This window comes from Lepagella muris (assembly GCF_004793975.1).
GTDB lineage: Bacteria > Bacteroidota > Bacteroidia > Bacteroidales > Muribaculaceae > Lepagella > Lepagella muris.
In genome coordinates, this window is the sequence record NZ_SRYB01000026.1 from 25,925 (window position 1) to 42,209 (window position 16,285).

Sequence of the window (16,285 nt, forward strand, 5' to 3'; positions counted from 1 at the left end):
TGACCAAATGAATGCGGAACCACTGCTCCGCCATTTATAACTAAAAAAACAGGACAGTATGAATTCTCATCGCTATTGCGTAATCATGTGTGGCGGTGTCGGCTCCAGATTCTGGCCTTTCAGCCGCAACGACCGCCCGAAACAATTTTTAGATTTCTTCGGCACAGGCAAAAGCCTGCTGCAACTCACTGTCGACAGGATATCGTCAGTGGTGAAACAGGAGAACATAATCCTCGTCACCAACCGTCAATATGCCGACATAATCCGCGAACAACTCCCGGCAATCCGAGAGTCGAACATACTCCTTGAACCATCCCGACGCAACACCGCACCATGTATCTGCTGGGCGGCACGACATATCTGCGCACTTGATCCACACGCCTCTATAGTCACCCTACCGTCAGATCATCTCGTGCTGAAGGAGAAGGAGTTTGAGAAGGCTATCAGAGAAGGGTTTGAGTTTGTTGAAAACGGCGACCGCCTACTGACTCTCGGCATACAGCCTACCGGTCCGAACACCGGATACGGCTACATACAGCAAGGTGCGCCCGAGGCATCCTATCCCGGCATAAAGAAGGTGAAATCTTTCACGGAGAAGCCCGACCTGAAGATGGCAGAGATGTTTCTGGCAAGCGGGGAATTTTTCTGGAACTCCGGAATCTTTCTATGGTCGGCAGAAAGCATACTGAAAGCCTTCGAGAAATATGACCCCGACACCTACCAGCTATTCACTCCTAATCAAGAGGGAGTCTACGGCACGCCTGCTGAGCCGGCATTCATCGACAGCATATTCCCGAATGCCACATCTATCTCCATCGACTATGCTATTATGGAGAAAGCCGACAACGTGTTTGTAAAGACTGTAGATCTCGGATGGAGTGACCTCGGCACATGGAAAGCCCTCTATGAGGCATCCCCGAGAAATTCCGATGGCAACGTGACACAGAACTGCAAGGTGCTCGCCAACGGATGCTCCGGTACAATGTTTGCCGCCAACGGCGACAAGATAATTGTAGCCGCCGGGTTGAAAGACTATATTGTGGCAGACACAGAGAATGCCCTACTGATATATCCTATAGCTGACGAACAGAAAATACGATTAATCGTAAATGAGGTAAAATCCAAATTCGGAGATGACTTTGTATAAGGAATATGTGATAAGGTTGCTTACACACCCTAAATATTACATATTATTTTAATAAAAATGTTTAAACATCGCAAAAAACAGAACGAATCTTTGTCGTTCTGTTTTTTTTAGCTACATTTGCGTTCAGAAAGCAGTTATTTAAACTTATGTTTGAGATTGTGTAAAAATCTGGCACATATCAAGATTCACACATGATGCTCAAAAGTCAATCAGTTTTTACAATTTTGAAATGAAACGCGACTTATTTCGAAGATATGTATGGCTCGTAGACACGATACGACATGCAGAAAAAATACAATTCGAGGAGATTGCCGAATGTTGGCTATCTTCCGCTCTCAACGAGGACAATTCCCCCTTGGCCCTCCGCACGTTTCATAACCATAGGCATGCCATCGAACAACTTTTCGGAATACGAATTGAATGTGATCGTAGCGACCACCACAGGTATTACATCTGCGGAGATCCCTATTCCAACTCCACGCTGCTGAAGATATGGATGCTTCAACGGCTCGGCTATTCCGACCTTGACAATGATCTGCGAAAATTAGGCAAAAGAATTTACCTTGATGCCCTTCCGGAGGATAAATTCGGACTATATGACGTGGTGGAGGCGATGCACAACAACAACGTGCTGAACTTCGTGTTGAGACGACCTGACGAGAATGGCAAATTCTCTATCTTCTTCGCCCCTTACGGCATAAAATTCGTCAACAACAGATGGTACGTGATCGGCACGAACGTCGAGACCGGAGTATTGACCGAACTGCCTCTCGACTTGCTTGCGTCTGCATCAATTACTCAGGCATCCTTCTCCCTTCCTGATGATTTTGAAATTAAAGAGGGGTGATTTTATCCCAATAGGACCGTATTTTTTTTATTCTCCGTTATTTCTCGGTTGCGAGACTTAAATAAATATGTTACTTTTGCGTATGATTTCTATTATACGCATTTTTTTCATATCCATTCTATTGCTCACTGCCGCATGCAGAAACAATTCATTTTCATTGGAGTTTGAGCTTTCGCCCGAGATAAACGCCAATTACAAGATTGCATACTATGCATCCGACAGCAGAGGCGGAATGTTGATCGAGACGGTAGCTCCCGTGGTCGGGGGTAAAGCCGTAGTGAAAGGACGGACCGTAAGACCATCCATCGTGTATATCTCCGGAACCGGAAAAATCCCTATGGCAATATATGCCCAACGCGGACATGACATAAAAATCACAGGGAAAAGCCCTAACCCCTATTCATGGGATGTGGATGGCAACGATATAAATAAAGAACTGTCGGCATGGCGGCAACAGAATGCCGAGATCCTGGCATCTGACAATATGGCGAAAAGGAATGAGGCTGTCGGTGAGTTCGTCATGAAGGATCCATCATCGCCCCTGTCAGCACTCTTGTTGCTCACCGAATTTTCAAGAAAAGAGAATGAACATCTTTTCAGAAGGCTATGGCTCGCTCTTGAGGATGACGCCCGCCATCCGAAATGGACCGACATGATCGGACGTGCTGACCAACCGGATAATTACGTGAAGACGCCGGGGAAACTTAAGACAATGGCGGTAAGGTCATTGCATCATGGAATAGACACAATACGGACAGAGTCCGTGAACGCCACCCTACTTTTCTTCTGGAATTCAGGATTCGGGCAACGAAAAGAGTATGTAGATTCAATAAGAAAACTCGCCGCTGAATATCCCGACTCCACGACAAGAGTGATTGCCGACATCTGTCTTGAAGCTGATTCCATAGCATGGAAATCACCTCTTCGTAGCGACTCGATTAAAGCCGTGATAAGAGGATGGATGCCTGCCGGGCTCGCCGACAGCCGGCTGATTTCTCTTAATGTGACGCGTTCCCCTTTCTTCATAGTATTCTCCCCCGACGGCAACCAACGCTATCGTGGATCGGATCCTGCCGACGCACTGTCTTCATTTCGGGAAGTGTACCCTCCCTCCAAAAAGCATAAATGAGCCAATATCCCCAATCACCTGAATCTTATCCTGATGCTCACAAAAGTATATTCCGCCTCAATACAGGGCATTGATGCATTTCCCGTCACTATAGAGACCGACGGAGGTGCCGGATCGATTTTCTCCATTGTCGGTCTGCCCGACACTGCTGTGAAAGAGAGTCATCTGAGAATGGTCTCCGCCATCACCCACAGTGGCGTAAAATTCCCCCGACGTGGAACGACAATCAATCTCGCGCCCGCCGATATAAAAAAGGAGGGTGCCGCGTTCGACCTCCCTATGGCAATCGGGGTTCTGTCTGCGCATAATATGATTCCATCCGAGCATCTCGCCGATTATATGGTGATGGGGGAACTCTCGCTCGACGGCTCTGTGCTCCCGGTCAAAGGTGCTCTTCCCATGGCGGTGAAAGCCCGTGAACTGGGATTCAAGCGACTTATCGTGCCTGTTGAGAATGTCACGGAAGCGGCTGTCGTGAATAAGATTGAGGTATATGGGGTAAAGAATCTCATGGAAGCGATATCCCTCATTTCCGACAATTCCGACATGCAACCCGTAAGAATCAACACACGTGAGCTGTTCGCGGCAGGAATACAGTCATTTGACCTTGACTTCTCAGAGGTGAAAGGACAAGAGAGCGTCAAGAGGGCTTTCGAAGTGGCTTGTGCCGGCGGACACAACCTCCTTATGATTGGTTCGCCGGGATCAGGGAAATCAATGATGGCAAAGCGGATACCTTCGATACTGCCGCCACTCAGTCTTGCAGAAGCCCTTGAGACCACCAAGATACATTCGGTGGCAGGGAAGCTCGCACGCGGATCAATGCTCATGACGAGCCGTCCGTTCCGCACGCCCCACCATACGGTCTCCCCGGTGGCTCTCGTCGGAGGTGGGGCATCACCTATGCCGGGAGAAATATCTCTCGCCCACAATGGGGTCCTGTTTCTCGATGAATTCCCGGAATTCCCTCGTCACGTTCTTGAAGTGCTGCGCCAGCCTATCGAAGACCGTATAATCACCGTGTCGCGTGCGAAATATACCGTCAACTATCCGGCATCGTTCATGCTCGTGGCTTCAATGAATCCATGTCCATGCGGGTATTACGGTCATCCCACGAAACGATGCACGTGTGCGCCAGGGGCAGTAAGCCGATACATGAACCGAATTTCCGGTCCGTTGCTCGACAGAATCGATCTTCAGATAGAGATACAGCCTGTGGCGTTTGACGATATGGCAGACAAGACTCCGGCAGAGAGTAGCGAGGAGATACGCAAGAGAGTAGTAGCGGCGAGAAGCATTCAGCAACTCCGGTTTCAAGGTGAGAAAGGGATACACTGCAATGCACAGATGAACTCCCGCCTGCTCCATAAGTATGCATGGCCCGATGAGGAGGGACTCGCCAAACTGAAGGAGCGCATGACTCGGCTCAACATGAGTGCACGTGCCTTTGACCGCATCCTTAGGGTGGCGCGTACAATCGCCGACCTCGACAACTCGGAGAATGTGCTTGCCCGCCACATCGCGGAGGCAATCGGCTACCGCTCTCTCGACCGTGCCTCCTACGGCTCAGCATTCTGAAATCAAAATGCCGAATCGGTATCAGCCCCCCAAAAAAACAGTCAAAATCCACATATTATTAATATATGAGGCAAATAAAACAGGGATTGAAAAAATTTATTGAATTTTTATTTCCCTAAATTTTTTCTTAATAAAAAAAGTTTCTAACTTTGCGCGACAATCTATTGACAGATTGCCAGTGTTTTTTAAACCTAAATCTAACCAAACACATGCTACAGTCAACAAATGTAAAGACTATAGAGAAGGTAGTGATCCGTTTCGCCGGTGATTCCGGCGACGGCATGCAGCTCGCCGGAAATATCTTCTCAAACGTCTCGGCAGGCGAAGGTAATCTAATCTCCACCTTTCCCGACTATCCGGCAGAAATCCGTGCCCCGCAAGGCTCCCTAAGTGGCGTTTCCGGATACCAAGTGAGCGTTGGCAAAAACGTCCATACTCCCGGCGACAGTGCCGACGTGCTCGTAGCGATGAACCCCGCTGCCCTGAAAACTAATCTGAAATATCTGAAACCGGATGGAATCATAATCTGCGACGGAGATTCTTTCACGCCTGCTAATCTTAAGAAGGCTCTCTATCAGACAGAAGATCCGATCACAGAATTGGGCATCAATCCAGACAGAATCATGCTCGTGCCCATGACCACTCTGCTGAAGCATACTCTTGCTGACTCCGGGATGGACATCAAGGCCATCATGAAGTGCAAGAACATGCTTGCCCTCGGTCTGCTATGCTGGCTCCTCGACCGTCCGGTTGATAAGGTGCTCGCCAAACTGAAAGCTAAGTTTGCTAAGAAGCCCGCAGTATATGAGGCTAATGAGAAGGTGATACATGCCGGTTGGGACTATGGTCACAACACTCACGCATCCATGCCGACATACCGCATAGAGACCGAAGCAACTGTGCCCGGCACATATACCGACATCAACGGTAACACCGCAACCGCATGGGGTCTTATCCTCGCATCAGAGAAAAGCGGACGCCCGTTGTTCCTCGGATCTTACCCAATCACTCCCGCTACCGACATCCTTCACGAACTTGCAAAACGCAAGGATCTCGGCGTGAAAGCATGCCAGATGGAGGATGAGATCGCAGGCGTATGCTCTGCAATAGGTGCATCATACGGCGGTCATCTTGCCGTCACCACTACTTCCGGTCCGGGTCTCGCACTCAAGAGCGAGGGTATCGGTCTTGCAGTAATGGCTGAGTTGCCGCTTGTCGTAATCGACGTGCAGCGTGGTGGTCCGTCAACAGGTCTGCCAACAAAGACTGAACAGACCGACCTCATGCAGGCTCTATACGGACGCAACGGCGAAAGCCCGCTTTGTGTAGTGGCTGCCGCAAGCCCGACCGATTGCTTCACTATGGCTTTCGAGGCTGCAAGAATCGCAATCGAGCACATGACTCCGGTGATTCTTCTCACCGATGCGTTCATCGCCAACGGTTCTTCTGCATGGAGAATACCGGAAGAGTCTGATTTCCCGGAAATCAAACCCAACTTCGTGTCAAAAGAACAGCTTGAGAATGGCTGGAAACCATTTGACAGGGATATGGAGACTTTAGCCCGCTACTGGGCTATCCCCGGCACGGAGAAAGGTATGCACCGTGTAGGCGGTCTGGAGAAGGATTTCAAGACTTCCGTAATTTCCACAGATGGTCCTAACCATGAGCACATGGTAAAGGTGCGTAAGGAGAAGATCGCACGCATAGCAAACGATATTCCCGAACTTCAAATTCAAGGCAATCCCGATGCCGACACAATATTGGTGGGCTGGGGCGGAACCTACGGACATATACTGACCGCCGCCACCGAACTCAATGCCGAGGGCATTCCGACAGCTGTAACCCATTTCCGCTACATCAACCCGCTGCCCAAGAACGCATTGTCCGAACTCAAGAAATACAAACGCGTGATTGTAGCTGAGCTCAACACCGGTATGTTTGCCGACTATCTACAGCAGCACCTTCCCAACAAGGAGATTCTGCGCATAAACAAAATCGAGGGACAGCCATTCCTCGTAAAAGAGATTGCAGACGGAGTGAAAAAACATATAGCTGAAGCATAAACCTTATGGAAGAGAACATGACAAAGACTTTCGCGGCAAGCGATTTCAAAAATGAACAGACAGCACGCTGGTGCCCCGGATGTGGCGACCATGCCATCCTGAATGTGCTCCACAAGGCTATGGCTGAAATCGGAGTGGCTCCCAAAGACACCGCTGTGATATCCGGTATCGGATGCTCGTCACGCCTACCTTATTATATGAATACTTACGGTATGCATACAATCCACGGGCGTGCGGCAGCTATATCCACAGGTCTGAAGACAGCACGTCCTGACCTTACCGTATGGCAGATCTCGGGCGATGGCGATGGTCTCGCTATCGGCGGCAACCATTTCATTCATGCATTGCGCAGGAACATCGACATAAATATACTCCTTTTCAACAATAAGATCTATGGTCTGACAAAAGGACAGTATTCTCCCACCTCCGACAGAGGTTTCGTATCGAAATCCTCACCTTACGGTACAACGGAAGATCCGTTCATCCCGGCTGAGCTGGTGTTTGGCTCACGTGGCAAATTCTTCGCACGCGGTTTCGACATATCACTCGACACCACACGTGAAATCATGGTGGCAGCCGCACGACACAAGGGCACAGCAGTGGTGGAGGTGCTTCAGAACTGCGTAATCTTCAACCACGGCATCCACACATGGCTTTCAGATAAAGAGGTACGCGCCGAAAGGACAATCACTCTCCATCACGGCGAGAAGATGCTCTTCGGAAAGAATAATGAGAAAGGTCTGGTGCGCGACGGCTTCAACATCAAGGCAGTCGTGATAGGCGAGGATGGATACACGATCGACGATGTGCTCGTGCATGACGCCCATGCAGTCGATGACATCCTACACCGCCAGCTTGCCCTCATGGACGGACATGACCTGCCTCTGGCACTCGGCGTAATCCGCGACGTGGAGGCTCCGACATACGAACACGACGTAGAGGCACAGGTGGAGGAAGTGAAAGCCAAGAAAGGCTTCACCTCACTGAAAGATATGGTGCTCAAGACCTGCGAGACTTGGACCGTCTGAACAATATCAACAGCATAAATAGTAAAAAAGGCGCATTGAATGCGCCTTTTTTTGCACATAATCCAAATTTACGTGCAATTTTTAGCGAAAAATTTCATCAATTGAAAAATTTTCGCTTACTTTGCAATCTGAAATAAGGAAAAATAAATATTAACAACAAATTTAATTTTGCAATTATGGCAGATATCGAGTCAAGAGTAAAGGCTATCATCGTAGACAAACTCACAGTAGACGAGAACGAAGTTACACCCGCAGCAGAGTTCAGCAAAGACCTCGGTGCAGATTCACTTGACACAGTAGAGCTCATCATGGAGTTCGAGAAAGAATTCGGCATCACAATTCCCGATGAGGACGCAGAGAAGATCACAACTGTAGGTGACGCCATCACATATATCGAGCAGCACGCTAACTAATTAACCCTATCCCCACACCAACTTCCCGATATGGAATTAAAAAGAGTTGTAGTAACCGGACTCGGCGCGCTCACTCCCATTGGCAATGATGCCAAGACAGCATGGGAAAATGCTGTCAACGGCGTAAGCGGAGCGGGGCCTATCACGCATTTCGATGCGTCGAAATTCAAGACTCAGTTTGCATGTGAGGTAAAAGGCTTTAATCCTGCCGATCATTTTGACCGCAAGAAAGCCCGCACCCTCGACCTCTACGCAATGTATGCCCTTGTGGCAGCCGACGAGGCAATCAATGATGCAAAGCTTGAAAATGAAAATGTAGACAAAAACCGCGTAGGTGTGATATTTGCTGCCGGCATCGGTGGTCTCCACACTTTCGAAGAGGAGGCCGGATATTTTGCCCTCCACGGTGAGGAGCAGGGTCCTAAATACAACCCTTTCTTCATTCCTAAAATGATTGCCGACATCGCTGCCGGACATATCTCCATAGAGCACAGCTTCCGCGGTCCTAACTTCGGCACCGTTTCTGCTTGTGCCTCTTCAAACAATGCACTCGTAGATGCTTTCAATCTGATACGTCTCGGAATGGCTGACGCTATTGTGGCAGGTGGCGCGGAAGCTGCCGTATTCCCTGCCGGGGTAGGTGGTTTCAACTCAATGAAAGCACTTTCCACCCGCAACGATGACCCTGCAAGTGCGTCTCGCCCATTCTCCGGCTCAAGAGATGGCTTCGTAATCGGAGAAGGTGCTGCTGCTCTCGTGCTTGAGGAACTTGAGCACGCAAAGGCTCGCGGCGCTCACATCTATGCAGAAGTCGCCGGCGGCGGCATGAGTGCGGATGCTTATCACATCACTGCCACTCATCCCGAAGGTCTCGGTGCAAAACTTGTGATGGAGAATGCACTCAAGGATGCTGGAATGAAACCGGAAGATATTGATTATATCAATCTTCACGGCACTTCCACTCCCGTAGGCGATATCAGCGAGGCTAAGGCTATCAAAGAAGTGTTTGGTGACCACGCTTACAAAGTGAGTCTCAGCTCCACTAAATCAATGACCGGACACCTTCTCGGTGCAGCCGGCGCTATCGAGGCTCTTTTCAGCGTGAAAGCGATTACTGATGGTATCGTGCCCCCGACTATCAACCATGTAGAGGGTGACAATGATCCTGAAGTGGACTATGACCTTGATTTCACTTTCAACAAAGCGAAAAAACGCGAAATCAATGCCGTTCTTTCAAATACGTTCGGCTTCGGAGGTCATAACGCAGCCATCATTTTTAAGAAGTATAAAGAATAATTATAATTTATCTTTATATCAAAAAGGCGTTTCCGATGAAACGCCTTTTTCTTTTCTGTGACGTATAATCTATGACGTATAATTTGCGGGGAAATAGTGAAAAATTGTTATTTGAATAGCATTTTTTTTGTTTTCTCACATACAGAGATTAACTTTGCATCTTCATTAATGGTCAAATGATGACGTTGTTAGCAATTTCTCATCATGGGCCACTAAACAGTACATACCGATATGTCATATAATCTAAGGAAAGCCAACGCTTTATTCTGTTGCGTATTAATCTCCGCAATAGCTTTTATCTTCTCGTCATGCAGCGACGATGATCCTGTCGTAAGGACTGAATCCGATCTTGTCGGAGTATGGACCAATTCCCCTGACCACTATCTATATATAAAGTCTGACACGAAAATTTATAGCCTTTATCTACAGGAATATGAAGGGGAGACTGTAGGCATGATCGAGCCGGACGGCTATGTGTATGAACCTGCATACAATTTCATTGTATATATGGACCGAAACAGTGAGCCAGACGTATACCAGCTCATAAGCCTTGACGAAGATGAGATGGTGTGGTGCTGGGTCGATAATCTTATGGACGAGAAGTATGAGGATATGTCAAAGACAGAGATCCTGGGACAGCTAATCATGGAAGCTGACAAGGGATTCACCTTAGACATGTCGAAGACCGTCACCTATAAGAGGGTGCCTGATGAGGAATTTCAGGCAATGCTCGACAAATTCGGTCTTGAAATCTGATTTTACAACCGAGAATATATGAAATCGCCCCCATCCTACGACTGAAGGATGGGGGCGACCTATATTCACGAGAATCCAATATTTTAAACGAATCTTACAATCGGACGGATTTTTTAGAATCTCAGAAATATTTCTGTTCCTCTCCGGTCATGACAGAAAGAAGATTGTTGGCAAGACTGCTTGCCCCGATACGGAACAGATCGCGGTTGAGCCATTCATCGCCCAGAACCTCCTTTACAATCGCATAGTAGTGCACAGCCTCTTCTGTGGTGCGGATACCACCCGCAGCCTTGAAACCAACCTTTCTGCCGGTCTGCTCATAATATTCCTTGATGCACTCACACATTACATAAGCCGCCTCAAGCGATGCGCCGGGATAAATCTTGCCCGTGGAAGTCTTGATGAAATCCGCGTCGCTCCACATTGCAAGTATCGACGCCTCCTTGATTGCCTTAGCGGTCTTCAACGCTCCCGTTTCAAGAATCACCTTTAGTTTCGCATCCTTGGCGGTATGCTTCAATTCTATCAGCTCATCACAGAGTTCCTCATAATTCTTATCGCGAAGATAGCCAAGATTCATCACCACGTCAACCTCATTGGCACCTCCTGCCACGGCAAGTGCCACGTCTGCCACCTTCACAGCCGTGAATGTCTGACTTGAGGGGAAACCACCCGCCACAACTGCCACGTCAACACCTGTGACGTCAAGATTTGAGCTGACCACCTCTGCGAAATTACTATAGACACATATCGCAGCCACGCTATCGTATTGCGGATAATCATTGTCGAAATCGTTTACACGGCGAGTGAATGCAGCGACGCTCTCCTGGCTGTCTTCTGTGCTCAATGTCGTGAGATCTATCGAACTGAAAAGAAACTTATAGACATCGGGGGTGGCATACGTCGCAGATTTCTCAACTATCTTGCTGACTTCAGCTGCTACCGATGCATCGTCTGCGACAACCTTGCTGTCGCTCAATGTTTTCTCATATCTATCCATATTTTCTGTTTTTATGGTACCAAATATATTTTCTTAACACACGAATCACACTATCGTTTATACCGGTGGGGTCAACACCATCTTATTTCCGGCGCGGGGCTATGCGGTCCGGATTCTGCTTCAGGAACTGTTCCCATGATTTCGCACCCTTCTCCACCTTAGGCTTACCCGTCTCATAAAAATGGGTCAATGCCGCCGCAAGTGCATCTGTGGCATCAAGAAGACGCGGCATATTCTCCTGAGGTATCCTAAGGATATGGCGGAGCATGTTGGCAACCTGTTCCTTTGACGCCGACCCGCTTCCCGTGACAGATTGCTTTATTGAAAGAGGGGCATACTCGCAGATAGGTATGTCGCGCGACAATGCCGCTGCCATAGCCACTCCCTGCGCACGTCCAAGCTTGAGCATTGACTGCACATTCTTTCCAAAGAAGGGAGCCTCTATGGCAAGCTCATCCGGCAGATATTGCTCCACAAGACCCGTGACACGTTCAAATATCCTTGCCAAACGCAGGTAATGGCTCTCAAACTTACTGAGCTGTATCACTCCCATCACTATCACCGATGGTTGCTTTCCGTTTATGCCGAGCACTCCATACCCCATGACGTTGGTGCCAGGGTCTATACCCATTATCACCCTTTCGAAATCATGTTCCGGTCTGATCTTACGGGTTATTGTGTGAGTTGACTGAGTTTCCACTCCTGAGCCGGTTTTAAGCCCGCTGGAACTATTTTCATTCATAGGACAAGACTTCCATCAACGTGATGAAAAAAGCGGCGTGTGGACCAAATTTTGCATTGAATCTTCCCAACACCTCCGGCAGACGGATGTCATGCCAGTCATGAGCCTCTTTTTCTGTGTAAAATTCAGCCTGAAGTGCGATACTCAGACCATGCTCCGGTCCGGGTTTCTCTCCCCCTGCCTCAACCACGGTCTGCAGACGTGGATTGCACGCCGACCCCTCAGACGGAAAAAGAAGAGGCAACGCCTCCGTTCTTATCCATCCGAGAAAATTCTCCTTCATATAGGGGGCAATGACAAATGTAATATTATAGATATACATATTTTCTGATTTAAATAAATTCCCTGCAAATCCTGCTTGAACATAAAAAAACGGCATGCTTTCACAAACACGCCGCCAAAACAAAATTATGAAAAACATTCAACGCTATGCTGCAAGCAGCATTTCCTGAGCCTCTTGTCGGATTCGAACCAACGACCCCGAGATTACAAATCACGTGCTCTGGCCAACTGAGCTAAAGAGGCAAGTGGATGAGCGATCTGCATCGCACAGCTCAACCCGCTACCCTTGCTTCGGTCAAGATCTGGGGGATTTACGGGGAGCACGTCGTGCAGGACTCACCCACTGCAAAGTTAGACATTATTTCGATACTGACCAAACATTTTTCCATATTTTATTTGCTAAAAAACATAAAAGGCTGATACATCTCTTTGTATCAACCTTTTCCATTTTCTTATTTTTTACGCATTTTTTAGCTATTGTTGCCACATTTCAATGAGGATCGAGGATTATCTGCGTATGACGGGACGCTCCCCCTTTTCCGTCGGATGTCCGGATGCAGTGCGGGGCCAGCCATTTTCGTCCCAATATATCCGATCGAGATATACCTTACGCCCTACTTCATAGTCTGCCTTATCCCAACCATGATAGAGCATCCATTGCTGTCCGGCATCATCTGTCACGAAGTTGGCATTGTGTCCGGGACCCGCCACCTTGTCATCACCCTCATGCATAAGGGAGAATCCATTATCAAGTGCCGGACGTCCATCCTTGTCAACATACGGCCCGAAGAGTTGCTTGGAACGAGCCACAACCACGTGATACGTGCTCCTGTCCTCGTCACAACAGCTGCCTGCCGAACCGACAAGATAGTAATATCCGTCATGCTTCAAGATATTGGTGCCTTCCGTAAGCGTTCCGGCTATACGCACCGGAGCGGCACCCGGTTTGACACGGAGCCCGTCTTCGGTAAGTTCTATGCCGTAGATACCCCTGAAGCTACCCCAGAAGAGATATTTCTTCCCGTCATCCTCAATGTAAAACGGATCTATACTGTTCTGCACCCCGATCTCTTTGCTGATAAACATCTTCCCCATGTCGGTGAATGGTCCTTCCGGTGAATCTGACGTGGCTACTCCTATGCCACATTCCCATTCCCCTCCCCATCTTGACTTGGAATAATAGAGCACATATTTATCGCCGATCTTCTGGATGTCGGGTGCCCATATCATTCCGTCGGGCACCATCTGCGGACGTGTCTCTTCAGTAAATGCCGTCCCCACGAATTTCCAGTCTACAAGATTGTCCGACTTAAAAATAGGCAGGTTTCTCGTGTTCTCGGTAGCATAGAGATAGTATGTTCCCTTTCCGTCGCGTATCACCGTCGGGTCGGGTGCACTTACTGATATGACAGGATTCGTGTAGTGCTTAGGTTTCTTTGCCGATACAGGCAATACCGCTCCGGCAATTAATACTGCTGAAATAATTCTGATTTTAGATCTGTCCATAATGTTCTCTTTTTTTTATTTTATGAAGGATAAAATTAAAAAATATAAGACGACAGGATTAGGGACAAGTAAAATTAGAGATAATTATAATAAGCAATAGTTAAAAGCAAGAGAGAGGGAAAAGACGCCTTGGGTCTCTTCCCCCTCCCTATTTGCAGATCACTTCACCCTTTCTATGACCACGCCGTCGATAAGGGCGTGGTTAGTGTGAAGGTTCATGTTCTCATCTTCCGGATTCAGCACAAGTTTTATTTCGTGTGTGCCCGGCGCAAGCATCACTCTTACGCTGTTGGTCATTCCCCAATCATTCCAGTTGCCGACACCTCGGTGGGGCATGACGATTGTGCCCACATCTTTGCCATCTACATAAAGACTTCTGACGGCTGCCTTATTCTCTGTATTTACAGGTCCGTTTCCATTGGCATAACGGAATGAGAGCGCATACTCTCCACCGGGCAGTTCTGCATCACCGGTCTTTATAGTCATGACCACCGGGGCTGACGAATGATCCGTCTCCACGAATCCATTTCCACGATACCCCTCAACCTTATTGTTTTCGGGCGCGTATGACACTTCAGGAGATGCCACTGAAAGCTTCTCCCCCGCCATGTCGAAGAATCCATGCAGACGATTGCTACGCGGCTCTGAGGCGAAGCTTTGTGTGCCGTTTGACGACACGCCTATTACCTGCCATTCCCCCTCTTCCGTTGCCGGCCATGAAGTCTGGCGAGTGCGTCCCACCTCCTTGCCGTCACGTAGCACAATGTATCCGGCGATATACTCTATCGGGTTCCATTCAAGTATATTCAAGACCGGCACGCCTGCCTTTGCCAGTCGGCTGTCGGTGGAGAGCCAAGTCTGAGGCGTGAGCGGTGCCTTGGAATTATTCACCTTATTAATCTTCATCGGAGAGATCGGCTCGTCTGCCATTGTCACGACAATATCCACATTCCCCTTCAGTTTCTTCGCAGGGATAAGAGTGCCGTTCTTTATGTCAAACTCCTTTCCGTCTACAGTCATTGACTTCACCTTATCTCCATACCCTTTCACAGTCACGTTGAGCCGTGCTCCACGATAAGGGAAATCCGACAATGTGCGATCGGCTGCAAGAGCTTTCGGCACAAACGGATATATTCTGAGACCATCCTTCTCGAAGTTCAGTCCGAAAAGGATGCGGTTGGTGAGCGCGAGATTTCCGGCAAGACTCCAGAGCATGTTGGAGGAGTTCAGCTCGGTGAATATATCGCCATTATCAAGATTGAAATTCTCCTTATTAGTTGCGAAAAGAGCAGCCGGGCGTATGACGCTTCCGATACCCTCCATCACACCCTGTTCGTTACCGGCCTTCGCCTGTGCGAGTGTCCAGTAAGATGCCACGAAGGGCCACAGGGCATTATTATGGTAATTGGGCATGTCGGCAATCTGCGGATAGAATATCGCCGGACCAAACTTCGTGGTCGGGTTATTCTCCGAGATTGATTTCTGACGGTCGGCGGGCGCAATGTCATAAAGTATGGCAAGAGCCTCACCGAGAGTCTCGGCACGCGGATTGAGAATCTTATTGTCGCGTCCGTAAGTGTACATACCGTAGTAGCCCTTGTCAGGCATCCAGAAAGTTTTGTCGATTGCAGCCGACAATGTCTCCGACTCCTTCTTATATTCGGCACTCTCCACCTTCTTACCGAGTTCGGCAGCCATCTCCGACGCGCAATTGAGGGCAGCCGCATACAGCACGTTTGTGCCCATCGCCTCGCTCTGGGATATGTCTGCCACCTGCATCCATTTCGGATAGCTCTGCTCTCTCCAGTCGATAAATGATGTCTCACCCTTCACAAGCCCCTTGTCGCTCATGACTGTCTTGGCATCCTTTGCCAACGAACGCTGCACGATGGGATATACCGTCTCAAGCCATTTCTTGTCGCCGGTCACTTTATATATCTCCCATGCTGCCACGGTCCATATCATCCTGTCGGTAGAGATTGGCCATGCGCCACCCGATCCGGTGTCCTGTATGATCTGCCCCTCCTTATTGACCTTCTTCATCAGAGAGATCATCGATGCTTCCGGCTGTAGAGCTGCCATGGAGAGGATGATGGAGTAGCTGACGTCACGAGTCCACACGCCTGCCCATTCCTTACCGGTGCGGAGAGTCGTGTCTGGCTCTACGGCATTCACCATCTCATCGAGACCCATATTATAGATAGCCTCCATCAGACGGTTTCCACCACTCACTTTCGGATATGCGGAGAGATCGTTCTTCCTCTTCCATACCTGATCTATGGGCATGAAGTAGCCGGGACGCCCCTTATACGTGGAGCGTATCTCGTATGGGTTGACTGTCCATGCCTTGAATTCATCCTGGTAGAGAGTATCCCCTTTCCAAGTATAGGCATCGGTAGCCACCACCACATCATCTGATGCATGAGCGGCGCCACACCCGCCAATGAGTGCGACGCCCCCCATAAATGTTGAAATGTTCTTTCGATTCATTATTCAGG

General features: G+C 48.7%; 14 protein-coding genes and 1 tRNA gene. 9 read left to right on the plus strand and 6 right to left on the minus strand.

Annotated elements, in window-relative coordinates:
• Positions 1-58: 58 nt before the first annotated feature.
• From E5331_RS14870 to E5331_RS14910, 9 genes are all read left to right on the plus strand, one after another.
• Positions 59-1,147: a mannose-1-phosphate guanylyltransferase gene (locus E5331_RS14870; protein ID WP_123484202.1), complete on the plus strand. Its 1,089-nt coding sequence runs from the start codon at positions 59-61 to the stop codon at positions 1,145-1,147.
• A gap of 229 nt (positions 1,148-1,376) precedes the next feature.
• Positions 1,377-1,994, plus strand: coding sequence for a WYL domain-containing protein (locus E5331_RS14875; RefSeq protein ID WP_123484203.1), 618 nt, complete (start codon positions 1,377-1,379; stop codon positions 1,992-1,994).
• Positions 1,995-2,076: 82 nt separating this feature from the next.
• Complete coding sequence (locus E5331_RS14880; RefSeq protein WP_135985627.1) at positions 2,077-3,123, plus strand: hypothetical protein; 1,047 nt, start codon at positions 2,077-2,079, stop codon at positions 3,121-3,123.
• Positions 3,124-3,156: 33 nt separating this feature from the next.
• Complete coding sequence (locus E5331_RS14885) at positions 3,157-4,701, plus strand: YifB family Mg chelatase-like AAA ATPase (protein ID WP_123484205.1); 1,545 nt, start codon at positions 3,157-3,159, stop codon at positions 4,699-4,701.
• Positions 4,702-4,910: 209 nt separating this feature from the next.
• Complete coding sequence (locus E5331_RS14890; RefSeq protein ID WP_123484206.1) at positions 4,911-6,764, plus strand: 2-oxoacid:acceptor oxidoreductase subunit alpha; 1,854 nt, start codon at positions 4,911-4,913, stop codon at positions 6,762-6,764.
• Between the two features lie 5 nt (positions 6,765-6,769).
• Positions 6,770-7,792, plus strand: a complete 1,023-nt coding sequence (locus E5331_RS14895; protein WP_123484207.1) for a 2-oxoacid:ferredoxin oxidoreductase subunit beta — start codon at positions 6,770-6,772, stop codon at positions 7,790-7,792.
• A 176-nt stretch (positions 7,793-7,968) separates the two neighbouring features.
• The gene (locus E5331_RS14900) at positions 7,969-8,205 is read left to right on the plus strand and encodes an acyl carrier protein (RefSeq protein ID WP_123484208.1); all 237 of its coding nucleotides are present in this window, start codon (positions 7,969-7,971) and stop codon (positions 8,203-8,205) included.
• Positions 8,206-8,235: 30 nt separating this feature from the next.
• The gene (fabF, locus tag E5331_RS14905) at positions 8,236-9,501 is read left to right on the plus strand and encodes a beta-ketoacyl-ACP synthase II (protein ID WP_123484209.1); all 1,266 of its coding nucleotides are present in this window, start codon (positions 8,236-8,238) and stop codon (positions 9,499-9,501) included.
• Positions 9,502-9,732: 231 nt separating this feature from the next.
• Complete coding sequence (locus E5331_RS14910) at positions 9,733-10,257, plus strand: hypothetical protein (RefSeq protein WP_123484210.1); 525 nt, start codon at positions 9,733-9,735, stop codon at positions 10,255-10,257.
• Between the two features lie 121 nt (positions 10,258-10,378).
• Here the strand turns inward: E5331_RS14910 and deoC are convergent, their stop codons facing one another.
• From deoC to E5331_RS14940, 6 genes are all read right to left on the minus strand, one after another.
• Positions 10,379-11,257 carry a deoxyribose-phosphate aldolase gene (deoC, locus tag E5331_RS14915; RefSeq protein ID WP_123484211.1) on the minus strand — a complete coding sequence of 293 codons (879 nt, stop codon included), beginning with the start codon at positions 11,255-11,257 and terminating at the stop codon, positions 10,379-10,381.
• Between the two features lie 82 nt (positions 11,258-11,339).
• On the minus strand, positions 11,340-11,888 hold the full coding sequence (ruvC, locus tag E5331_RS14920; protein WP_275441248.1) for a crossover junction endodeoxyribonuclease RuvC: 549 nt from the start codon (positions 11,886-11,888) through the stop codon (positions 11,340-11,342).
• Between the two features lie 103 nt (positions 11,889-11,991).
• Positions 11,992-12,321: a DUF4286 family protein gene (locus tag E5331_RS14925; protein WP_168355255.1), complete on the minus strand. Its 330-nt coding sequence runs from the start codon at positions 12,319-12,321 to the stop codon at positions 11,992-11,994.
• A gap of 129 nt (positions 12,322-12,450) precedes the next feature.
• Positions 12,451-12,524, minus strand: a tRNA-Thr gene (locus E5331_RS14930).
• A 264-nt stretch (positions 12,525-12,788) separates the two neighbouring features.
• Positions 12,789-13,787 (minus strand): family 43 glycosylhydrolase, encoded by a 999-nt coding sequence (locus tag E5331_RS14935; protein ID WP_123484214.1) that lies wholly within the window; start codon positions 13,785-13,787, stop codon positions 12,789-12,791.
• 159 nt (positions 13,788-13,946) lie between these two features.
• Positions 13,947-16,277 carry an alpha-L-rhamnosidase-related protein gene (locus E5331_RS14940; protein WP_123484215.1) on the minus strand — a complete coding sequence of 777 codons (2,331 nt, stop codon included), beginning with the start codon at positions 16,275-16,277 and terminating at the stop codon, positions 13,947-13,949.
• Between the last annotated feature and the right edge of the window lie 8 nt (positions 16,278-16,285).